A 23319-nucleotide genomic window follows, 5' to 3' on the forward strand; every position below is an offset into this window, starting at 1 on the left:
GCCAACAAATATGTTGAATGTGCCGCCGCATTCGCGAGCAGACCCGCTCCCACAAGGGAATTGGGTCTATTCGATACCGACCTGGTTACGGCCATTGTTTTTGGCCAGATACAGGCCTCGATCTGCCGCCGAAATCAGCAAGCGGCAATCGCTGCCGGTCTGCGGCACCATGGTCGCCAGGCCGATGCTGATGGTCAGACTCGCCCCGTCACCCGGTGAATTGTGCGGAATCTTCAGCGCCGCCACGGTCTGGCGCAGTTTCTCCGCCACCAGCCGAGCGCCGCCCGGCGAGGTGTTCGGCAGCACCAGCGCGAATTCCTCACCGCCGTAACGGGCAGGCAAGTCCGATGGCCGGGCGCTGGCGTCGCGGATTGCCGTAGCGACCTTGCGCAGCGCCTCATCGCCTTCGACATGGCCGAAGGTATCGTTGTAGGATTTGAAGTAATCGACGTCGATCATCAGCAGTGACAACTGGCTTTGATCACGTAACGAACGGCGCCACTCCAGCTCCAGGTACTCGTCGAAGTGGCGGCGGTTCGACAGCCCGGTCAGGCCATCCGAGTTCATCAACCGTTGCAGCACCAGATTGGTGTCGAGCAGTTGCTGCTGACTGACGCGCAAGGCGCGATAAGCCGCATCGCGTTGCAGCAGGGTCATGTAGGAGCGCGAGTGATAACGGATGCGCGCCACCAGTTCGATGGTGTCCGGCAGTTTCACCAGATAATCATTGGCCCCCGCAGAAAACGCCGCGCTCTTGATCAGCGGGTCTTCCTTGGTCGACAGCACGATGATCGGAATGTCCTTGGTCGCCGGATGATTGCGATATTCGCGCACCAGACTCAGGCCATCGAGACCGGGCATCACCAGATCCTGCAGGATCACCGTCGGCTTGATCCGCACCGCATGGGCAACGGCCTGATGCGGGTCGGAGCAGAAATGGAAGTCGATGTTTTCTTCATTCGACAGCCCACGGCGCACGGCTTCGCCAATCATCGCCTGATCGTCCACCAACAACACCATGGCGGCGTTTTCGTCGGTTTTAATGTCGTCGATCTGTAAGTCATTCATGGGCGGTCACCTGAGTACTGCGGGGGCCAGGATTGCGGATAAACCTGTTCATTTGGGGAAAATCTCCAGCAATCGTGGCGCTATCTTTTCCAGTGGACGAATTTCTACGGCTGCATCAATCGCCGCTGCGGCTTTGGGCATGCCATACACCGCACTGCTTTGCTGATCCTGCGCGATGGTCAGATAACCCTGTTGGCGCATGAGCTTAAGCCCTTGCGCCCCGTCGCGTCCCATCCCGGTCAATAAAACCCCTACTGCATCACCATTCCAATAACTGGCGACACTCTCGAAAAACACATCGATCGAGGGTCGGTAGATCTCATTGACCGGTTCGGCGGTGTAGGCCAGCGTGCCGTTCTTCAGTAATCGAATGTGGTGATTGGTCCCCGCCAGCAACACCTTGCCGCTTTGTGGTGGCTCACCTTCGCAGGCCAGACGCACATCGAGGCCGCTGGCGCTGGCCAGCCATTCGGCCATGCCAGCGGCAAACACCTGATCCACATGCTGCACCAGCACAATCGCCGGGGAAAAATCCCGTGGCAAGCCCTTGAGCAGCAGTTCAAGCGCCGCCGGACCGCCAGCGGACGAGCCGATGGCCACCAGCCGCTGACACGAGCCCGAACTGCGCGGCGACGCCGGGGCAGCACGCGAACGGCTGGGTTTTTCGCCAATCAGCCAGCCGATATTAAGAATCTTGCGCAGCAACGGCGCCGCCGCTTCCTGAGCATTGCCAGCGCCAATGGCTGGAGTGTCGACCACGTCCAGCGCGCCATGGCCCATCGCTTCGAAGACCCGATGCACGTTCTGCTGACGGTCGACCGTTACGATGACGATGGCGCACGGGCTCTCGGCCATGATCCGTCGCGTGGCTTCGACGCCGTCCATCACCGGCATGATCAGGTCCATCAGGATCAGATCCGGGGTGTTCTCTGCACACATGCGCACCGCTTCGGCACCGTTGCCGGCGACCCAGACCACCTGATGCGCCGGCTCGAATGCCAGCGCCCGGCGCAGGGCTTCCACCGCCATGGGCATGTCGTTGACGATAGCAATCTTCATGCCCGCGCTCCTCCGATGAGCTCGACCACAGCATCGAGCAGGGCGTCGTCATGAAAACTGGCCTTGGCTAAATAATAGTCGGCGCCAGCGTCCAGTCCACGACGCCGATCCTCTTCGCGATCCTTGTACGAAACGACCATCACCGGCAGCGATTGCAGACGGTTGTCGCGGCGCAACAGCGTGACCAGTTCAATGCCATCCATACGCGGCATATCGATGTCGGTGATCAGCAAGTCGAAGTTCTCCGAACGCAAGGCGTTCCAGCCATCCATACCGTCCACCGCGACGGCCACGTCATAACCGCGATTGAGCAACAGTTTGCGTTGCAACTCGCGTACGGTCAGCGAGTCATCAACCACCAGAATCCGCTTGCGCACAGCTTCCACAGCCGTATGACCGTTGCGGGCAATCCGTTCAAGACGTCCGGTATTGAGCAGTTTGTCCACCGAACGCAGCATGTCTTCGACATCGACAATCAGCACCACCGAACCATCGTCGAGCAAGGCTCCGGCGGAAATGTCCTGCACTTTGCCCAGTCGCTCGTCCAACGGCAATACCACTAAAGTGCGCTCGCCAATGAAGCGCTCGACCGCCACGCCGTAGATCGCATCGCGCTCACGGATGACCACGACTTTCAGGGTCTCGCCGCTGTTCTGGCTCGCCGGACGCAGCAACAACTGACTGGCCGCGACCAGCCCGACATGCCGGCCTTCGTGCCAGAAATGCTGACGCCCCTCGACCTGCACAATGTCCTGCGGCTCCAGATCGCACATGCGTTCGATGTGCGCCAACGGGAACGCATACGCCTCGTCGCCGACTTCCACCACCAGACTGCGCACCACCGACAGGGTCAGCGGCACTTCGAGATGGAAGCGACTGCCCTCGCCCGCTGCCTGCTCCAGCACCACCGCACCACGTAACTGGCGAACCATATGCTGCACCGCGTCGAGCCCGACGCCACGGCCGGACACTTCGGTGACTGTGTCGCGCAGGCTGAAACCGGGCAGAAACAGGAACGTCAGCAGTTCTTCTTCGCTCAACTGCGCCGCCGTTTCGGCTGGGGATAACTGTCGCTCGACGATGCTGCGGCGGACCTTCTCCAGATCGACGCCGTTGCCGTCATCACTCAGCTCCAGCACCAGCAGGCCGGCCTGATGCGAGGCGCGCAGACGGATCAGGCCTTCTTCAGGCTTGCCCTGGAGCAAGCGTTGCTCCGGGGTTTCGATACCGTGATCGACCGCGTTGCGCAGCAAATGGGTCAGCGGCGCTTCGAGTTTTTCCAGCACATCGCGATCAACCTGAGTCTTTTCGCCTTCAATCTCCAGCCGCACCTGTTTGCCGAGACTGCGGCCGAGGTCGCGAACCATGCGTACCTGTCCGGTCAGCACATCGGCGAACGGCCGCATGCGACAAGCCAGCGCGGTGTCGTACAGCACTTGCGCACGCTGGCTGGCTTGCCAGGCAAATTCATCGAGTTCGGCGGTTTTCTCCGTGAGCATCTGCTGCGATTCGGAGAGCAAGCGCCGCGCATCTTCCAGTGCCTCCAGCGCTTCGAGGCCGAGGGCGTGCTCCTTGAGATGGACGTTGAGACTTTCCAGCGCCCGCAGGCCGTTGTTCTGCATGCGCTTGAGGCGTTGCATGGTCGCCAGATGCGGTTTGAGGCGCTGGGTTTCGACCAGCGATTTGCTCGACAGATCGAGCAGGCTGTTCAAGCGTTCGGCGGTGACGCGCAACACCCGCTCGCCACCTTCGGTGGTGCGTTTGTTCTTGCGCGGGGCGGGATCTGCGATCTCGACCGGCAGCTCGATTGGCGCCACTGGCGGGGTCAGTTCGACCATGGGCGGCGCTTCGAGCTGCAACTCAGCCATCGGCGCTGACACCGAAACTGGCGCCGCCGAAGGATCAAGCAGCCGCGCCATCAATTGCACATAGGCTTCGATGTCCGCCGGTTGCGGGCCGTTGGCCGGCGTGGCGATGCGCATCAGCAGATCGGTGCCCTGCAACAACGCATCGATGTGCTCGGGACGCAGAAACAACCGGCCTTCCTGCGCACTGACCAGACAATCTTCCATCACATGCGCGACGCTGACACCGCTGTCGATCCCGACGATCCGCGCCGCTCCTTTGAGCGAGTGCGCGGCGCGCATGCACGACTCAAGGTAATCGGCCTGGGTCGGGTTGCGCTCCAGCGCCAGCAGCCCGGTGCTGAGCACTTGGGTCTGGGCCTCGGCTTCAAGACTGAACAGCTCAAGCAGGGACGCGTCGCGCATTTGCTCGGGGGTCATGTGAGGCTCCGGGTCACGGCGGACAGCAACTGTTCTTCATCCAGCCAACGCAGGCTGCGACCGCGAAATGGCAACACGCCTCGGGTGTATTTGGCGCTGGCCTGCGCGCCGGAGCGCGATGCGGCGTCGAGAATTCGTTCATCAATGGCATGAATCCCGTCAACTTCATCCACCGGCACCACCACCGGACCACCGTGGGCCGCGATGATCAGCATGCGCGGCATGATCCGCGCGCCCGTGGCCGGCGCAACATTGCCATCCAGATCGAGCAGTTCGACCAGCGACAGGCACGCCACCAGCGCCCCGCGCACATTGGCCACGCCGAGCAAGGCTCGCGAACGCTGATGCGGCAGCGAGTGAATCGCCTGCAACGGCGCCACTTCCACCAGACTGCGCGTCGCCAGTCCCAGCCATTCTTCGCCGAGACGAAACATCAGCAACGAGCGGGTTTTGACGTCGGTTTCAATCGCTGTGGCGACCGGATCGCGCTCGTCCTGCTGCAACGCATAACGGTCGAGCAGGCGCGTGGCGGCGGCGGAATACACCGAACAATTACGGCAATGGATATGGTCTTCGAGCAGCGGACAAGACTTGTCGCCGTGGATGCCGATGCGGTTCCAGCAATCGTCGATGGCCTGCGCGTCGTCATGGGTGACGTTCAAGGTGTCGGACGCAATCATCGTTTACGCTCACTGTCGGCGGTGCGTGTGCTACGGGCGGCACGCTCCTGCAATCGTCTGGCACCGGCGCTGTCGCCCTGGGCTTGCAGCAACGCAGCCAGGTGCATCAGCGCTTCGGGGTGTTGCGGTTCGAGGTACAAGGCTTTGCGGTAATGACTCTGCGCTTCGAGGGTCAGTCCGGCGACATCGCTGAGCAGGCCGAGCCAGTAAAACACCTGCGCCACCGGTTCATGGCTGCGCAAATACTGTTCACACGCGACGCGGGCCTCGGCACTTTTGCCCTCGTTGGCCAGCGCCGCAATATTCGCCAGCAAGGTCGTGGCATCCGGGTTCGGGCTTTTGCTGGTCACCGGCATTGGCGTCACGCCAGCAAACGGTCGATTGCGCAGCACTGGCGGCGGCGTGACGCGTACCGGTTGGCGCACGGGCAACGGCACTGGTGCCGGCGTCGGTAATGGCTCGGGATGCGGCTCGCTGTGACGACTGAAGGCGAACGACTGCGGGATACCAATCGAACGCATGCCCAGACGCCCGAGCAGACTGCCCTCGGCCGGGCCGATAAACAGCACGCCGTCTTCATGGGTCAGGCGTTTGAGCACTTCGAAAACCTGCTTCTGGGTCGGCTGATCGAAATAGATCAGCAGGTTGCGACAGAACACGAAATCAAACGCTGGCTCACTGGCCAACAGTGCTGGATCGAGCACGTTGCCGACCTGCAAGCGCACCTGCTCGCGCACGTTATCGTTGACTCGATGACCATCCTGCTCGGCGATAAAATGCCGCTCGCGATAGTCCAGTTCCTGCCCGCGAAACGAGTTCTTGCCGTACAAACCGCGCCGGGCTTTTTCCACCGACAGCGGGCTGACGTCCATGCCATCGACCTTGAACTGATGGGGCTTGAGCCCGGCATCGAGCAAGGCCATGGCAATCGAATAAGGTTCTTCGCCCGTGGAGCACGGCAGGCTGAGGATGCGCAGCGCACGCATGTTGTTCAGCTCGCCCAAGCGCTTGCGCGCCAGTTTGCCGAGCGTGGCAAAGGATTCCGGGTAACGGAAAAACCAGGTTTCCGGGACGATCACCGCTTCGATCAGAGCCTGTTGCTCGTCCCGCGAGCCTTGCAGCAAATACCAATATTCGTCGGCATGCGCCGCTTGCGAAAGCGTTGTGCGTTGGCGCACTGCGCGCTCGATGATCGCCGGTCCCACCGACGTGACGTCGAGGCCGATGCGTTCTTTGAGGAAGTCGAAAAATCGTTGGTCGCCGCTCATGGCAGCTCCTCAAGCCGCGCCGGGTCCAGCGCTGGCGTCGGGAACAGCAAGACCCGCACCGACTCATCAAGCAAGTCGTTGACCCGCACCCATTGCACCAGCCCCTGTGCATCTTCGCGCACCGGGCCGAGATAAGGCGTCTGGCGGTTGTCGAGCCCGTAGGGTTTGAAATCCAGCGGATCGCAGCGCAGGGTATCGGTCGCCTGCTCAAGGATCAGCCCGAGCCATTGCGCCGCCTGGCTTTCGTCCGGCTGGTAATTCACCAGCACCAGTCGCGTGCTGGTGCGTGCCTGAGCCGGTACGCCGAAGGTCAGCGCACTGAGGTCAATCACCGGCACCACTTTGCCGCGATAGGCAAACACCCCGGCGACCCATTCCGGCGCCCGGGCAATCGGCTTCAACGGCAGACGCGGCAACACCTCGGCGACTTCCGTTGCACGCAAGGCGTAACGCTCGTTGCCGATGCGAAACAGCAGGAACAACGCCTGCTTCACCACCGGAGCAGCGCCGCGTTTGGCGGTGATTTCGCTCATCAGACTTTGAATCGCGAAACGCCGCTGCGCAGCCCGACGGCCACCTGGCTCAGTTCATCGATGGCGAAACTGGCCTGACGCAACGACTCGACGGTCTGGCTGCTGGCGTCGCCCAATTGCACCAGTGCGTGGTTGATCTGCTCGGCGCCCGTGGCCTGGGCCTGCATGCCTTCGTTGACCATCAACACCCGTGGTGCCAGCGCCTGCACCTGATGGATGATCTGCGACAGTTGTTCGCCGACTTGCTGCACCTCGGTCATGCCACGGCGCACTTCTTCGGAGAACTTGTCCATGCCCATCACCCCGGCAGACACCGCCGACTGAATCTCACGAACCATTTGCTCAATGTCATAAGTGGCGACCGCCGTCTGATCCGCCAGACGTCGCACTTCAGTGGCGACCACGGCAAAACCGCGACCGTACTCGCCGGCCTTCTCCGCTTCAATCGCGGCGTTCAGCGACAGCAGGTTGGTCTGGTCGGCAACCTTGACGATGGTCACCACCACTTGGTTAATGTTGCCGGCCTTCTCGTTGAGGATCGCCAGTTTCGCGTTGACCAGATCCGCCGCGCCCATCACCGAATGCATGGTGTCTTCCATGCGCGCCAGACCTTGCTGGCCGGAGCCGGCGAGTACCGAAGCCTGATCGGCAGCGGTGGAGACTTCGGTCATGGTGCGCACCAGATCCCGCGAAGTCGCGGCGATCTCGCGGGAGGTCGCGCCGATTTCGGTGGTGGTGGCAGCGGTTTCGGTGGCGGTGGCTTGTTGTTGCTTGGAGGTAGCGGCGATCTCGGTCACCGAGGTGGTCACTTGCACCGACGAGCGCTGGGCCTGCGAGACCAGCGAGGTCAGCTCGGCCATCATGTCGTTGAAGCCGGTTTCCACCGCGCCGAACTCGTCCTTGCGATCAAGGTTGAGACGCGAACTGAGGTCGCCGGTGCGCATGGTTTCGAGGATCTTCACGATGCGGTTCATCGGCGCCATGATTGCGCGCATCAACAGCAGGCCGCAGGCGCCGGCTGCCAGAATGGCTATAAGCAGGGAAATACCCATGCTGACTTTCGCCGCAGCCACCGCGTCGTCGATGTTGTTCATGGCCTCGTCGGCAACGGCTTTGTTCTCACGAATGATGTCGTTGAGTTTCATCCGGCCAGCGGTCCACGCCGGGGTCAGCTTGTCGTTGAACAGCTGAGCGGCCTGCTCGTCCTGATTGCGCTGATGCAGGTCCAGCACAGCCGCCTGAACCTTGTTGTAGTCCAGCACGTCCTGCTGGAACACAGCGAATTCGGTCTTGTCCTGATCCGTGGTCACTGTCGCGAGATAGTTGCCCATCTGCTCTTTCAGACGCGCCTCGAACGACTTGAAGTCCGCCGCGTCTTCAGCGCTGATGCCCTGCCCGCGTTTCAGGCCAAGCAACTCTTGCGTCTGCAAATAACTGTCGACCCAGGCACTGCGGATCATCGAGCTGTAATACACGCCGGGCACCGCGTCTTGGCGCACGCTTTGCTCACCGGCCTCGATCTTCAACAACCGCGAATACGAGACGACGACCATCAGCAACATGATGGCGATAATCACCGCAAAGCTCGCCAAAATGCGTTGGCGCAACGTCCAGTTCTTCACAGTGAGTCCTCGTGCCTAGTCGAAATGCGGGGAGTATAGCCGAGGGCGGTGTTTCATTTATAAGACGCTTTGCCGCCCCCTCGCCTTCCAGTGTCAAACCCGGATCGGCTCTGGCTAGGGACTTTCCAGCAAGCACGGTGCCACTGACCAGTGACGGATCAGCAGAAAAGGGCGATGGATCGGTCATTTCGCAGCTGACCAATTCTAACCAATGATGGCCATGCGCCTTAGTGCGCAACTTCTTGCGCACTTGTTTTCGAAATTTCACTAACGACTTGGCTACAGCCCTTGGCTACCTTGGGCTGTAGCCGAGTGCGCAACTTCTTGCGCAGTAGTGCGCAAGAAGTTGCGCACTTTCAGCCGTAAATCGAGGTGAATTTTCCTGCAAGCAGCGATCTAGAGCGATCTGCTCCCCGGCTCACGGGGACTTGAGAAAACCTGGCACGCTCCTTGATAACTGTCTGGCCCCCACCGGGCGATTTCGCCTCCGGGCCCTTAAATTATTCCGCAAGGAGAGCACCCTCATGGCAACACCAGCGTACATGTCCGTTACTGGCGAGAAACAAGGCCTGATCACTGCCGGCGCATTCACCGCCGACTCCGTTGGCAACACTTACCAGGAAGGCCACGAAGACCAGGTTATGGTTCAGGCTTTCAGCCACGACGTGATCATCCCGCGTGACCCACAATCGGGTCAGCCAACCGGTCAGCGCGTTCACAAACCAGTTGTGATCACCAAGGTCTACGACAAGGCTTCGCCTCTGCTGCAAGCTGCTCTGACTTCGGGCGAGCGCATGAGCGAAATCGTTATCCAGTGGTACCGTACTTCTGCTCAAGGTACTCAAGAGCACTACTACACCACCAAACTGGAAGACGCGATCATCGTCGCCATCAACAACAAAATGCACAACTGCCAGGATCCAGGCAACTCGCACTTCACCCACCTGGAAGAAGTGCAGTTCACCTACCGTAAAATCACCTGGACCCACGAAGTATCCGGTACTTCGGGTTCCGATGACTGGCGTGCTCCAGTCGTTTAATTACGGCTGATCGTTACAAACATCGGCCAGCTCTGCTGGTCGATGTTGTTTACGCCTCCCCAGAATTTCGCGCGCGTTGATCCGCTTTGCGGGTGTTGACGAACGCCGCTGCACTGCACAAGGAACAAGGGATGTTCGCGCCGGCCAATGAAACCCACTTTGCCCTGACCATCGAAGGTCTTTCCGCTGACTTTCAGGTTTTCACCCTGACCGGTCGGGAAGCCATCAGCCAGCCTTTTGTATTCGAGGTAGAGCTGGTCAGTGAGCAGCCGTCGCTGGACCTCGAAACCCTGCTGCACAAACCGGCCTTCCTGCAACTGTCGCCTGACGGCAGCGGCATTCATGGCCAGATCTATCGCGCCGCGCAAGGCGATTCCGGTAAACGCCTGACGCGCTACTCCGTGACCCTGCGCCCGCAACTGGCGTATCTGGCGCACCGCTTCAACCAGCGTATTTTCCAGAACCTCACGGTGCCGAAAATCATCGGCATGGTTCTCGAAGAGCACGGCATCCAGAGCAACGCCTACCAATTCAAGACCGGTTCGATCTATCCCGAGCGCGTTTATTGCGTGCAATACGATGAGTCGGACCTGCATTTCATCCAGCGCCTGTGCGAGGAAGAAGGTATCCATTACCACTTCCAGCACAGCGCTACTGGCCACCTGTTGCTGTTCGGCGATGACCAGACGGTGTTCCCGAAACTCGCTCCCGTGGCCTATCAACAAGACTCCGGCATGGTCGCCAGCGACCCGGTGATCAAGCGTTTCGACCTGCGCCTGGAAACCCGTACCAGTCGCACCACCCGCCGCGATTACGACTTCGAAAAACCGCGCATCACCCTCGAAAGCGAAAACCGTGGCGATGCCCTGCCCGACCTCGAGGACTACGATTATCCGGGTCGTTTCGTCGACCGCGAGCGCGGCAAACACCTGGCCAAACGCGCCCTCGAACGTCACCGCAGCGACTTCCAGCTCGCCGAAGGCAAGAGCGATCAGCCGTTGCTGGTCAGCGGTCATTTCCTCGCGCTGACCCAACACCCGAAAGCCAAATGGAACGACCTGTGGCTGCTCACCGAAGTCCTGCACGAAGGCAAACAGCCGCAAGTGCTCGAAGAGTCGGTGACCAGCGACACCACCGCGCTCAAAGACGATTTCCATCAGGGCTACCGCAACCGCTTTCAGGCCACCCCGTGGGACGTGCCGAACCGCCCACCGCTGCGCCACCCGAAAGCACGCATCCTCGGCAGCCAGAGCGCCGTGGTCACCGGCCCGAAAGGCGAAGAGATCCACTGCGACCAGTACGGCCGCGTCAAAGTCCAGTTCCACTGGGACCGCGAAGGTCAGGCCGACGACAAAACCAGCTGCTGGCTACGCGTCTCCTCCGCCTGGGCCGGCGCCCAATACGGCGGCATCGCCATCCCGCGCATCGGCATGGAAGTGCTGGTCACGTTCCTTGAAGGCGACCCCGACCAACCGCTGATCAGCGGCTGCCTGTACCACAAGGAAAACACCGTTCCATACGCGCTGCCGGCGAACAAGACGCGCACCACGTTCAAGACCCTGAGTTCGATGGGTGGCGGTGGTTTTAACGAATTGCGTATCGAAGACAAGAAAGGTCAGGAGCAGATTTTTCTGCATGCGCAGCGGGATTGGGACGAGAACATCGAGCATGACCAGAAGATTCGCATCGGCAACGAGCGTCACGATCTGGTCGAGAAGAACAGCTACAGCGAGTTCAAGGCTGAAGAGCACCACACGGTTTACGAAGATCGTAAGGTTGAGGCGCAGGCCAACGATCACCTGACGGTGGGCGTGAATCAGCACATCAAGATTGGTACTGGGCAGTTCATTGATGCGGGCCAGGAAATCCACCTGAGCAGCGGCATGAAAGTGGTGCTTGAGGCCGGCGCTGAGCTGACGCTGGTGGGTGGTGGCAGCTTTATCAAGATCGATGCCGGCGGCGTGACCATGAGCGGCCCGGCGATCAACATCAACTCTGGCGGCGGGCCGGGGAGCGGCACGGGGGCAGCGCCGTTGTTGCCGGGACCGTTGAAGCAGGCGGATGCGGATAAGGCCGGGAAGTTGTTGGTGCCGGCGCAGCGGCAGGCGTTGATGCAGAAGAAGCCGATTTGTGCGGTTTGTGAAGCTGCCAAATTGGCTGCTCAGAAGGGGGGAAATAAATGATCGAGTTACCGCCACTTCCGAACGATTTGCCATGGAAGACCCCAGCCTACCTACTGTTGGACGGCGTCAGTGTTCCTAATCTGGCGCAACAGCTATATCACTGGGATAACCCGGCTTACAGCTTGTACCAGAGTACTCGCTGGCAAGAGTTGTCAGACATTTCCCCCTACTTGATCGCGTTGAAGGGTGCCACCGATCCACTTCTGGCTTATTTTCGAGAAAATGCGGCTCTTGAGTGGGGATACCTACTATTCAGTGAGGCGGATGTTCATAAGCTATGGGGTCATTGGCGCCATCTGCTCACCGTGGAGCATCCAAGTGGCGTAGAGGTCATGCCGCGAACTGCCGATCCTGCGGTTATGCATCAATTGTTTGGGCTTGCGGAACAAGCCAACAGTGCGCGTTGGTTTGGCCCGGTTACGCACATCTGCCTGCCGGATGGAGTAAACGCCAACTGGCACCAACACAAACGGCCCGATCCGGCCAATCCCGAACCTGAGATCTATCGCCTGACAGATTCTGAACTCACCGCACTGGGTGAAATCGAGTTTCGTAACTTCGTCTCAGACTTGAATCAACATTTGCAAACTTACTTTCCAGATTTCATGGCATCCTTCGCAGAGTCTGAACGTCGCCAGTATGCGCAAAAGATAGCTGAAGAAGGCTATCAAAAAGGTTTTGCCTCGGAACAGGAGATCACCCTTTACGCGAACGTTTTCGGCTATCTGGCCGGTGAGCCAGTTAGTGATAACCCCGATATCCTTCAACTGTTGACGGAGTCAACACCAGAGGCGCCATTGAAGCGTCTGGAGCGCGCGGCCGAACTGGCCGAGCACCGTGCCACCGATCGACAAGGAAGCCTCTCGTGACTGCCCAACAAACTCCAAAACCCAGTGCCAACACAGCAGCTATGGCCATGAGTGCAAAAGACACCCGCGTTCCTATGGGCGAGTGTCAATTAGCTAAGCAAAAAGTGCAGCTATTGCCTCTTCGCTTTGGATTGGTTGAGTACTTAGATCCAAAGACTGATCTGGCCATGCCATTTCAGACGAAAAGCCAGCCGCTGGGCATTCGGCTGTTGCGCGACGGCTACCTGTACATCATCGACGGCACTACCGGTTATCTGCACGAATACCGCGTCGAAAAAGGACAGATCACTAAGCTACTTTGGAATAGCCAGGAAGTATCGGGCGACGTCCGAACCAGCTCCGTTGGCGAGCCGCATCTGGTATTTCCACGCAATCATGCTTTGCACGCCAGCTACTCGGAAATTCAATGGACGGCCTTCAAATGCTCACAGGTGCTCAAATCCTTGGACGAACGGAAGCGTTTGATGCAGCCCATAGATCTGACGAGTGTATGTCCTGAAAAAGGAGGCGAAAGCCTACTGAGCAATTTGCAGGCGAAACAATGGCTAGCGGAGGTGGCTGAGAATGAAACTCCAGCCAAGGCGCTACCAGAAGGTGCCGACCCAGAAGAGAGCAAACCTTATAACTGGGAGCATGAGCCACTGTTCAAAAATGCGGCTATAGAATCGCTAACCAGCAAGGTCCAGGGCCCCTATAAGGACGATTACCTGTTTTTGGTGCTGCGCGACGATATTGGAGTGATGCGTGACTTAGCTAGCGCGCAGTTGAAAGTGGCTGACTGGATTGAGAAATGGAGTGCCGATGATAAATGCCAGGCACAGTACCTTACCGGCTCCTACATCCAATCATTGTATGACGTGAACGCCTCTCGATTGACCGCCCTGAGCAACACAGATCCAGACGTCAAAGCGCTAAAAGATGAAACTACCGAACAACAACAATCAAAAATTTATGACTACCTGAAAGCTCGTCGTGACCATCGTGATCCCGGAATTTTCGGTGACGAAGCTATGTGGCGAAAAGCGGCTCAGACCAATCCGTATGCGAAGGCGTTTGTCGGTATGACTGATGCAATGGGGCAGCCGCTTTATCGCAAGCACCAAAGCACAATCAATACACTTAGCCTGCAAAGCTGGGAAGCACTGCACGGCAAAGACCTCGGTCAACGAGGGATAGAACATCTAGTCAATCGGGAAGAAATGGAAACGTTTGTCACCCGCCAGCAAAATCTCTTATCTCACTGGCACAAACGACTGGGGAAGATACGAGAAGATCGTTTGAGTATGTTCACTGACGGCCTGTTCCACCGTGCCGCCTGGTATTACGACTTCCACCTCGACGCACAAATCGAGCATCGCTTGAAAACGGAATTCGTCTGTGTAGCAGCCATGTGCCCCGATAGAAAATCGGTTGAAAAACTCGCTGCCTATCTCGAAAAAAACTTGCTAACTATCGTCCCCGGACTCGACACCTTAGGGTTGATCGACCAAATAGATATCGCCAAAAAACTGGTGGATTTAAGTAATTTGGCAATTGGTGTCTTATCAGCCAAGGAGAACTTGGCTAACGCGGATGCACTTGGCAATCAATTTAGCAGCCTAGTCTCGAGCCGTCTCCCAAACTACGCGAAACTGAATACACAGTTCGCGGGTTTGCAAAGCATGTTAAGCGAGGCGTACAACCCGGCAACCCAACTGAAAGCCGCCGACCAGTTGGAAAAAGCACATACTGCATTCAAACGAATGCAAAATATCGATCCAAACACTTATATTCGCGGCATCGGAAGCCCCGCGCGATTGCAACTACTACGAGAATTCTCTAGCAAAGGGCTAACTTTACGGGCCGCAACAGCCACTGAGATCGCGGCTTACACTCAAGCTAGCGAGCAGTCGTTGAATATACGCAGCCAGTTAAGCGCAACCTATAAATTGCGTAATCGCGAGTTAATGTTTCAACTTTCCGGCACGGCTCAGCCGGGAAGTGAGGCTGTGCATCAACAGCGAATTGACCAGCTGAAATTGCGACTGATACCTCTGGAAGAAAAACTAAGTGATGCATTAGCTGTAGGCAGTAACAGCCCCGCACAAATTGGCACAGTCATCGATGGGTTAGATCCACAATTACGCGCGGAAATGGACAGAACAGTTAGAGACTTTCGAGCAACTGGGACCTTTAAAAAACCTCTGAGCGGAGCCTTAAAGTCTAAGGGTGATTTACTGGCTTTCGGACTATTCATCATTCAAGGGCAGAAATTTATTGATGCTCTAAGTGCCCTACTTAAAAAAGACAAAAACTCCTTGTCTGCTAGCGATGCTTGGGCTTTTACTGAAGCATTTATTGGAATGGCAGGGGCCGGATTTGCCACTATACAGGGCTTGTCAGTTACAATTTTCCAAGCTCATATAGAGGAAATGGCAAGTACGGCCGGCAAAGTGAACACCATGACTCGCCTTGGTCGCTGGACGGGCATCGCGGGCATCGGCGCTTTTGGTTTCAGTGTGTTATCTGCATCACTTGATTTGCGCAAACACTCTTTACAGTGGGCGAAAGCGTTCGCAGAAGGCGATTCCAAAGGCTTGGGCGCTTCAACACTTCAAATTAGCGGTGACGCTATATTAATAGGTGCTGGTACGTGGGGTGCCAAGCATACTGGCTCCATAGTTAAAACCGTAATAAAGACACCGACTGATGCGCGCGTATTTGCTTGGGCAGAAGCCAGTCCGAAATTGATGTCAATTGGTGCGCGTGCGAACTTGATTGGCTTGATAGGTACCGCACTGCAATTAATAGGAGAAGGTCTTTATAATTACTTCAACTTGGATGAACTGCAGAAGTGGATGCAGTCCAGTGCATGGGGAAATCAGACAAAACAGCGTACTGCTCAAGATGAGTGGAGCGAGTTAGCGAAGGTGGTGCAAAAACCAACGTGCGAGTTGGTCCGTGATGATAAACAGACTTATTTGAAGTTGATCCTTCCCGGCGTCAGCACACAAGAGATGGATAGCCGTCAATTACAATTGCTGGCATATCAGCAGAAACGTGATACTCCCATGAGAGGGGGATACAATCCAAATCTTCCACCTCTTCGTTGGCGAGAAAGCACTGCCGCTTGGGCTACAAGTTTTGTTGTCGCAAGCAAAGATCATGAGGCATTGACACTTAAGCTGCCCATTAGTGATTCTTTGCAAACTTCTGATTTTGCTCTGGCCTTCGATATTGGCTATCAGTTAGAGGCAGAACGTAATTTGATTCATCGCACCTGCTTCGTACTTAATAATTTAAGAATAATCACAACTCATGGCGTACGCATACCTACCAAGGGCAAGTACAAACTTGACTCAGTTGATACCTTACCAATCGGCACGGAAAAAGGATCTACTAGGTTGATCACAAGAGAAGAATTGGCGACTGTCGATGCTTAAAAATCCATTCAAACGTAGCGATAAAGTTTCGGAAACGTCTCCCGCGCCGGACATCCGAAGTCAACGACCTCACGCGGGCGAAATTCGTAAAAAAGGCTTGAACGAAACTTTGTTTTTAGCACCACTACCCGTATACAGTGGGCAAGCTCAAGGATCTAGCCGTAACTTTTCCGACATAAATGACACCTTCCTTGAAATTGGTGGTAGTAATTGGGGAATGGTTGAGCAAGGAAAAATATTGACTGCAGTAATTTGGATGGCATTAGTTACCGCTTTCATAATGCCGAGCCTTATCATCCTTGCCGGCATAATTTTTTACCCTGAAAATTTCCCCGACCCTCTAACCGACTTACTCACTTTCTTAAAGGTTACAACTAGCGTCTCACTCTTGTTCCTTATTCCGATAGGGGCTTACTTATACGGCATGTTTTCCGACGTGATATTCTCTCCAAAAAATTACCCAATTCGCTTCAATCGCCAACGACGCGAAGTTTGCTACGTCGATAGTCAAACCGATCGAGTGTTAGTGGTCCCTTGGGAGAGCGTAGTGGCCTGGGTCGCAAATACTCAAGGCATCACCAGTTATGGCGCCACTCGTCAATATACTTTCGGAATGGGCCTAGAAGATGAAGAGCAAGACAAAGTTCAATTCCTTCTTCTCCCCCAACCCAGCGATGCGCATGCATTGGGCATGTGGGCATCAATTCGCAACTATATGGAAGATGGCCAGCTAGTAGATGTTCCGGACCCAATGTTAACGGCGTTGGGGCTTATACCGAACGGTGCTCGCCTCAAGCCCTATGAAGGATTACACACGTTTGAAATCGAACGGGATGACGCTCGCTGGATGTGCAACATGAACGATGAAGGGGCCAATCTTTCGGACAAGGAACGCGAGCATTACGGCTATCCCGAGCGTACCCCATGGCCACTGCGCCGCTGGTACATATGGCGAATCCTGAGTTTCTGGAAGTTGCCTTACATGCTAGCCGAATGGAGCCACCGCAAGGGGGTTCGCCCTCTTCCCGAACAAGTTAAGACCTGGTCTCAACCGCTGCCGCAATACCAATGGGAGAAACCAAGCGCCGCGCTGGTAAAGGCAAACCAAATGATAAAAAACGCAATGGATAAGAAGGGTCTAACTTTTGTCGAAGCCTGCAAAGCAGCCGGTTTTCAATAACGGGCCATCGGTAATCGAATTTGGTTATCATCGATGTTTAGAAAATTGTTAAACCATAAACACGTACCAGCAGACACTGACCTTGCGCTAGATATCCGTCGCCACCGTCCGAGTGCCGGTGAAATCAGAATCAAGGGATTGGATAAGACGTTGTTCTTGTCGCCGCTACCGGTTTACACAGGCCAACCGCAAACATCGCGTTGTCAGTTTTCAGAAATCAATGAAGTCTATCTCGAACTGAACTCCAATAACCGAGGAATGGTGGAGCAAGGAAAAATTCTCGCCGCCCTTATTTGGATGGCACTTACAACCGCCTTTATTGCGCCTATTCTAATCTGCACCTGGCTTGTTATTTTTAGCCCTCCAGAAATCAATCGAAATTTTCTCGAGATAATAGGAGACTCTTTACAGGTATTCGCCACCGGATCTCTATTACTTATTATCCCAATAGGTGTATATCTACACAGCATTATCTCCGGAGTTTTCAGCTCTGCAAAAAGCTTCCCGGTTCGATTCAACCGCCAACGCCGTGAAGTTTGCTACGTCGATCAAAAAACAGAACATATTCTGACGATACCTTGGGAAGGAATAGTCGCTTGGGTCGCAAACACTCAAGGCGTCACCAGTTATGGCGCCACCCGCCAATACACCTTCGGCATGGGTCTGGAAGATGACGCACAAGACAAAGTGCAGTTTCTTCTTTTGCCGCAACCCAGTGATGCACATGCCTTGGGAATGTGGACATCAATCCGCAATTACATGGAGGATGGCCAATTAGTGGATGCGCCGAATCCGATGCTCAATGCACTGGGGTTGATTCCAACTGGAGACAGACTCAAGCCCTACGAAGGGTTGCACACCTTTGAAATCGAGCGCGATGACGCTCGCTGGATGTGCAACATGAATGACGAAGGCGCCGACCTTTCGGACAAGGAGCGCGAGCATTATGGCTATCCCAAGCGAACACCGTGGCCACTACGTCGCTGGTACATCTGGCGGGTGCTGAGCTTCTGGAAAATGCCGTATATGTTGGCGGAATGGGGTCACCGAATGGGCCGTCCTACCCTGCCGGATCAAGTACAAAAATGGTCAGAGCCTCTCCCTCCAGAGCAGTGGGCCAAGCCAAGCGCTGCGCTGATGAAGGCCAACCAAGTGGTTAAAACTGCGATGGACAAGAAAGGCGCTACCTTTGTCGAAGCCTGCAAGGCTGCGGGCCTGCATTGAAAGAACAATGCGCCCCCTTCCATCACGACGGATGAAGGGGATAGCGCGTCTGCTCTGGGCTTACGAAGAGTTTATGTCAGCGCCAACCGCACCTGCCTCTCCAACTCAACCTTCAACCCCGGCTCCAGCTTCAACTGCCGCGCCAGTTCATCCAGATAGCTCTTCTCCATAAAACTCTCCTCATCCACCAGCATCACACTGGCGATGTACATCTCAGCCGCCATCTCCGGCGTGCTGGCTGCGCGAGCGACGTCTGCAGGGTCGAGCGGTTTGTTGAGTTCGGCGTGTAGCCAGTTCTTCAGTTCCTGATCGTTGTCGAGTTTGGTGAATTCACCTTCGATCAGTTGACGCTCGCGGTCATCGATATGGCCGTCGGCTTTGGCGGCAGCGACCAGCGCTTTGAGAATCGCCTGGCTGTGTTGCTCGGCTTGTGCGGGCGGCAGGCGATCCAGAGTCTGGGGTTCGCTTTGCGGTGCGGTGCCTTTTTGGGCGTTGTAGTTGCCGTACGCCTTGTAGGCCAGCACGCCGAGTGCGGCGAGGCCGCCGTAGACCGCGACTTTGCCGCCGACCTTTCGGGCCTTTTTACTGCCCAGCAGCAGGCCCATGGCGCCAGCTGCCAATGCTCCGCCGCCCGCGCCAGAGAGCAGGCCACCCAGGCCGCCGCCGGATGATCCGCCAAGCAAGCCGCCCAAACCTCCGGCAGCTGGTTTGTTGTGTGATCCGCCAGCCTTGTTCTGCAATAGATCCTGGCCGGATTTGAGTAGTTGATCGAGCAATCCACGGGTGTTCATGTTCCGCCTCCAAACAGGGGTTATCCGGATCTATAAGGCCCTCAGCCTAGTTCGAAAGTGCCCGCTACCGGCCAGCGAGTGTGCTTCCAGATGTTGCTTGCTGCCCTGTGGGGACTGATGGCGCGCGTAGCATCACTAAAAAATAGATATACACTCCAACCCATCTATAAAAACCGCCCACTGGGTACTCCTCGCATGATGACCTTGCGTCAGATCCGTCACTTCATCGCTGTGGCCGAGACCGGCTCGATCTCCGCTGCTGCGCAAACTGCGTTTATTTCCCAATCGACACTGACTCTGGCGATCCAGCAACTGGAAGAGGAAATCGGCGTCAGTCTGTTCAGCCGACATGCCAAGGGCATGACGCTGACACATCAAGGGCATCAATTCCTACGCCAGGCGCACTTGATTCTGGCGACTGTGGATAACGCCAAGCGCAGTCTGCAACAGAGCACCGATCAGGTGGCCGGGCAGTTGATCGTTGGCGTAACCAGTCTGGTTGCCGGTTATTACCTGGCGGACCTGCTCACCCGTTTTCAGCGGGCTTATCCCAATGTCGAGATACGGGTGATGGAGGATGAGCGCCCCTACATCGAGCATTTGCTGGTCAGTGGTGAGATTGATGTCGGCGTGTTGATCCTCTCCAACCTCGAAGACCGGCATGCCTTGCAGACCGAAGTGCTGACCCATTCGCCGCACCGTTTATGGCTGCCGGCGCAGCATCCGTTGCTGGAGCACGACAGCATCAACCTCGCCGACGTCGCCCGCGAGCCGCTGATTCAGCTGAATGTCGATGAGATGGATCGCAACGCCCAACGCTTGTGGCGCGGTGCCGGGCTGCAACCGAAGATCACTCTCAGAACCGCTTCGACCGAAGCGGTGCGGAGTCTGGTCGCCGCCGGTCTGGGGGTTTCGATTCAGCCGGACATGACGTATCGCCCGTGGTCGCTGGAGGGCGACATCATCGAAGCGCGGCCGATTGCCGACCTCAATCAGACCCTGGATGTCGGGCTGGCCTGGCGTCGGGGCACGGCGCGGCCGGCGCTGGTCGATCCGTTTCTGACGGTCGCCCGTGAGCAACCGCATGGCGGACGCAAGCCATCTATTTAATCGAATGCCACCTTCAGTATTTAGAATTTGTCGACCTCGGAGCCGCGCACTAGTCTTGCTGCATCTATAAGACGTTCGGCTCCCGATCACAGGGAGCGTCATGAACACACAAGAAAAGAGATCGCGAAAAATGGCTGGCGCGCAGACCCCGATATGTACCGCGTTGTTGATCGATGGCGAATTGGTCGCGGGCCAGGGTTTTGTTGAGCCGATCATCAACCCGGCTACCGGTGAAGTTCTCACGCACATTGCCGAGGCCAGCACCGAACAGGTCGAAGCCGCGATCCTCGCCGCCCACCGCGCCTTTGACGGTTGGTCGCGCACCACGCCGCAGCAACGTTCGAATCTGTTGCTGGAAATCGCCAACGCCGTCGAAAAACACGCCGATCACCTCGCCCGTCTCGAATCGCTGAACTGCGGCAAGCCGTTGCATCTGGCGCGGCAGGACGATTTGACCGCGACGGTCGATGTGTTCCGCTTCTTCGCCGGTGCCGTGCGTTGCCAGACCGGTCAGCTCAGCGGCGAATACGTACCGGGTTACACCAGCATGGTGCGCCGCGATCCGATTGGCGTGGTCGCATCGATTGCGCCGTGGAATTACCCGATCATGATGGCCGCGTGGAAGATCGCCCCGGCCCTCGCTGCCGGCAACACGCTGGTGTTCAAGCCTTCCGAGCACACACCGCTGTCGATTCTGGCGCTGGCACCCGCACTCGCGGAGATTCTGCCGCGTGGCGTGATCAACATTATCTGCGGTGGCGGCGAAGGCGTTGGCAGCCACTTGGTTGGCCATCCCAAGGTGCGCATGGTCTCGCTGACCGGCGATATCGTCACCGGGCAGAAAATCCTTCAGGCCGCAGCCAAAACCCTCAAACGTACCCATCTCGAACTCGGCGGCAAAGCCCCGGTGATCGTCTGCAACGACGCCGATATTCAAGCCGTGGTCGATGGCGTGCGCAGCTACGGTTACTACAACGCCGGGCAGGATTGCACGGCGGCATGCCGGATTTATGCGCAGGCCGGCATTCACGACAAATTGGTTGCCGAACTCGGTGCGGCGGTCAGCAGCCTGCGCTTCGCCGGCAAGCGTGATGCCGACAACGAAATCGGCCCGCTGATCAGCACCCGTCAGCGCGACCGCGTGGCCAGTTTCGTCGAACGTGCCCTCGGCCAGCCGCACATCGAACGGGTGACCGGCGCAGCGGTGCATTCCGGCGCCGGTTTCTTCTATCAACCGACGTTGTTGGCCGGCTGCAAGCAGAGCGACGAAATCGTCCAGCGTGAAGTGTTCGGCCCGGTGGTCACCGTGACCCGTTTCGACGAATTGTCGCAAGCGGTGGACTGGGCCAACGACTCCGAATACGGCCTCGCCTCGTCGGTGTGGACGCAAAATCTGGACAAGGCCATGCAGGTCGCAGCACGCCTGCAATACGGCTGCACGTGGATCAACAGCCATTTCATGCTGGTCAGCGAAATGCCCCACGGCGGGCTGAAACGCTCCGGTTACGGCAAAGACCTATCCAGCGATTCGCTGCAGGACTACAGCGTGGTGCGACACATCATGGCGCGCCACGGCCAGCATCTCTGACTACCCTAATAACAAGCCGCCAACGGCATGCTTCACCGCGTACACAACTGCCCCGACCATAATTTAAAGAAGAGGGTTCAACCATGTTCGTGCACAAGACCGCACTGCTCAGTGCAATCACCACGGCCTTGCTGGCCAGTGCCAGTCTGCAGGCTGCCGAGCCGCTGAAAGCCGTCGGCGCCGGCGAAGGTCAGCTGGATATCGTCGCCTGGCCGGGTTACATCGAACGTGGAGAAAGCGATAAGGCCTACGACTGGGTGACCGGTTTCGAGCAGGAAACCGGCTGCAAGGTCAACGTCAAAACCGCTGCGACCTCCGATGAAATGGTCAGCCTGATGGCCAAGGGCGGTTACGACCTGGTCACCGCGTCGGGCGATGCGTCGCTGCGGTTGATCGTCGGCAAGCGTGTGCAACCGATCAACACCGCGTTGATCCCGAACTGGAGGTCCCTCGACCCGCGCCTCAAAGATGCGCCTTGGTACGTGGTCAACAATCAGACTTACGGCACTCCCTACCAGTGGGGCCCGAACGTGCTGATGTACAACACCAACGTGTTCAAGACCGCGCCAACCAGTTGGAACGTGGTGTTCGACGCGCAGAATCTGCCTGATGGCAAACCGAACAAGGGCCGCGTGCAGGCTTACGACGGCCCGATCTACATCGCCGACGCGGCGCTGTATCTGAAATCGACCAAGCCTGAACTGGGGATCAAAGACCCGTATCAGCTCACCGAAGTGCAATACAAAGCGGTGCTTGATCTGTTGCGCGCGCAGCAACCGTTGATTCACCGCTATTGGCACGACACCACCGTGCAGATGAGCGACTTCAAAAACGAAGGCGTGGTTGCGTCCAGCGCCTGGCCGTACCAGGTCAACGGCCTGATGAACGAGAAACAGCCGATCGCCTCGACTATCCCGAAAGAAGGCGCCACCGGTTGGGCCGACACCACCATGCTGCACGCCGAGGCCAAGCACCCGAACTGCGCCTACAAGTGGATGGACTGGTCGCTGCAACCGAAAGTCCAGGGTGATGTGGCGGCGTGGTTTGGTTCGTTGCCGGCGGTTCCGGCGGCGTGCCAGGGCAGCGAATTGCTTGGCGCTGAAGGTTGCAAGACCAACGGTTTCGACCAGTTCGACAAGATCGCCTTCTGGAAAACCCCACAGGCTGAAGGTGGCAAGTTTGTGCCGTACAGCCGCTGGACTCAGGACTACATCGCGATCATGGGCGGTCGTTAAGCCCCTCAAGATCAAAAGATCGCAGCCTTCGGCAGCTCCTGTACCGACCGCGAGCACCGATGATGCGGCGTCTTCTACAAATCCTGTAGGAGCTGCCGCAGGCTGCGATCTTTTCACTGCACACCGATTCGATTTATAGAAAGCGCGCCTTTTTGGAGCACC

General features: G+C 57.3%; 18 protein-coding genes. 10 read left to right on the top strand and 8 right to left on the bottom strand.

Annotated elements, in window-relative coordinates; translation table 11 throughout:
* Positions 1-66: 66 nt before the first annotated feature.
* Genes ACTWLJ_RS01530 through ACTWLJ_RS01560 form a run of 7 tightly spaced genes read right to left on the bottom strand, consistent with a single transcriptional unit; the run spans position 67 to position 8455 of the window.
* Positions 67-1068, bottom strand: a complete 1002-nt coding sequence (locus ACTWLJ_RS01530; RefSeq protein ID WP_401211485.1) for a diguanylate cyclase domain-containing protein — start codon at positions 1066-1068, stop codon at positions 67-69.
* Positions 1069-1116: 48 nt separating this feature from the next.
* Complete coding sequence (locus ACTWLJ_RS01535) at positions 1117-2127, bottom strand: chemotaxis response regulator protein-glutamate methylesterase (RefSeq protein WP_445179623.1); 1011 nt, start codon at positions 2125-2127, stop codon at positions 1117-1119.
* Positions 2124-4412: a hybrid sensor histidine kinase/response regulator gene (locus tag ACTWLJ_RS01540; protein WP_445179624.1), complete on the bottom strand. Its 2289-nt coding sequence runs from the start codon at positions 4410-4412 to the stop codon at positions 2124-2126. Before ACTWLJ_RS01540 ends, ACTWLJ_RS01535 begins: the two co-directional genes overlap by 4 nt.
* Positions 4409-5092 (bottom strand): chemotaxis protein CheW, encoded by a 684-nt coding sequence (locus ACTWLJ_RS01545; protein WP_445179625.1) that lies wholly within the window; start codon positions 5090-5092, stop codon positions 4409-4411. Before ACTWLJ_RS01545 ends, ACTWLJ_RS01540 begins: the two co-directional genes overlap by 4 nt.
* Entirely contained in the window at positions 5089-6360 is a 1272-nt protein-coding gene (locus ACTWLJ_RS01550; RefSeq protein ID WP_401211497.1) for a CheR family methyltransferase, read from the bottom strand. Before ACTWLJ_RS01550 ends, ACTWLJ_RS01545 begins: the two co-directional genes overlap by 4 nt.
* Complete coding sequence (locus ACTWLJ_RS01555) at positions 6357-6893, bottom strand: chemotaxis protein CheW (RefSeq protein ID WP_445179626.1); 537 nt, start codon at positions 6891-6893, stop codon at positions 6357-6359. Before ACTWLJ_RS01555 ends, ACTWLJ_RS01550 begins: the two co-directional genes overlap by 4 nt.
* A complete protein-coding gene (locus ACTWLJ_RS01560; RefSeq protein ID WP_445181437.1) occupies positions 6893-8455 on the bottom strand; it encodes a methyl-accepting chemotaxis protein in 1563 nt (520 codons plus the stop codon). Before ACTWLJ_RS01560 ends, ACTWLJ_RS01555 begins: the two co-directional genes overlap by 1 nt.
* A gap of 584 nt (positions 8456-9039) precedes the next feature.
* Here ACTWLJ_RS01560 and ACTWLJ_RS01565 point away from each other — a divergent pair.
* The 7 genes from ACTWLJ_RS01565 (at position 9040) to ACTWLJ_RS01595 (ending at position 18433) form a co-directional block, all read left to right on the top strand.
* The gene (locus ACTWLJ_RS01565; protein WP_047601845.1) at positions 9040-9555 is read left to right on the top strand and encodes an Hcp family type VI secretion system effector; all 516 of its coding nucleotides are present in this window, start codon (positions 9040-9042) and stop codon (positions 9553-9555) included.
* A 131-nt stretch (positions 9556-9686) separates the two neighbouring features.
* Positions 9687-11738, top strand: a complete 2052-nt coding sequence (gene tssI, locus ACTWLJ_RS01570; protein ID WP_445179627.1) for a type VI secretion system tip protein TssI/VgrG — start codon at positions 9687-9689, stop codon at positions 11736-11738.
* Positions 11735-12607, top strand: coding sequence for a DUF4123 domain-containing protein (locus ACTWLJ_RS01575; protein ID WP_445179628.1), 873 nt, complete (start codon positions 11735-11737; stop codon positions 12605-12607). Before tssI ends, ACTWLJ_RS01575 begins: the two co-directional genes overlap by 4 nt.
* Positions 12576-12704: a hypothetical protein gene (locus ACTWLJ_RS01580; protein ID WP_445179629.1), complete on the top strand. Its 129-nt coding sequence runs from the start codon at positions 12576-12578 to the stop codon at positions 12702-12704. Before ACTWLJ_RS01575 ends, ACTWLJ_RS01580 begins: the two co-directional genes overlap by 32 nt.
* A complete protein-coding gene (locus ACTWLJ_RS01585) occupies positions 12682-16029 on the top strand; it encodes a toxin VasX (RefSeq protein ID WP_445181438.1) in 3348 nt (1115 codons plus the stop codon). Before ACTWLJ_RS01580 ends, ACTWLJ_RS01585 begins: the two co-directional genes overlap by 23 nt.
* Entirely contained in the window at positions 16022-17209 is a 1188-nt protein-coding gene (locus ACTWLJ_RS01590) for a DUF6708 domain-containing protein (protein ID WP_445179630.1), read from the top strand. The genes ACTWLJ_RS01585 and ACTWLJ_RS01590 overlap by 8 nt, the downstream gene beginning before the upstream one ends.
* A 33-nt stretch (positions 17210-17242) precedes the next feature.
* The gene (locus ACTWLJ_RS01595; protein WP_445179631.1) at positions 17243-18433 is read left to right on the top strand and encodes a hypothetical protein; all 1191 of its coding nucleotides are present in this window, start codon (positions 17243-17245) and stop codon (positions 18431-18433) included.
* Positions 18434-18504: 71 nt separating this feature from the next.
* On the opposite strand, the gene ACTWLJ_RS01600 is transcribed toward ACTWLJ_RS01595, so the two are convergent.
* Entirely contained in the window at positions 18505-19224 is a 720-nt protein-coding gene (locus tag ACTWLJ_RS01600; protein WP_445179632.1) for a tellurite resistance TerB family protein, read from the bottom strand.
* 195 nt (positions 19225-19419) lie between these two features.
* Between ACTWLJ_RS01600 and ACTWLJ_RS01605 the strand changes: the two genes are divergently transcribed.
* The 3 genes from ACTWLJ_RS01605 to ydcS all read left to right on the top strand — a co-directional run bounded on the left by ACTWLJ_RS01605 (position 19420) and on the right by ydcS (position 23157).
* Positions 19420-20334 carry a LysR family transcriptional regulator gene (locus ACTWLJ_RS01605; protein ID WP_007967749.1) on the top strand — a complete coding sequence of 305 codons (915 nt, stop codon included), beginning with the start codon at positions 19420-19422 and terminating at the stop codon, positions 20332-20334.
* A 130-nt stretch (positions 20335-20464) separates the two neighbouring features.
* Complete coding sequence (locus ACTWLJ_RS01610; RefSeq protein ID WP_445181439.1) at positions 20465-21922, top strand: gamma-aminobutyraldehyde dehydrogenase; 1458 nt, start codon at positions 20465-20467, stop codon at positions 21920-21922.
* Between the two features lie 83 nt (positions 21923-22005).
* Positions 22006-23157, top strand: coding sequence for a putative ABC transporter substrate-binding protein YdcS (ydcS, locus tag ACTWLJ_RS01615; RefSeq protein WP_445179633.1), 1152 nt, complete (start codon positions 22006-22008; stop codon positions 23155-23157).
* The last annotated feature ends 162 nt before the right edge of the window (positions 23158-23319 follow it).

The organism is Pseudomonas sp. McL0111, from assembly GCF_052567255.1.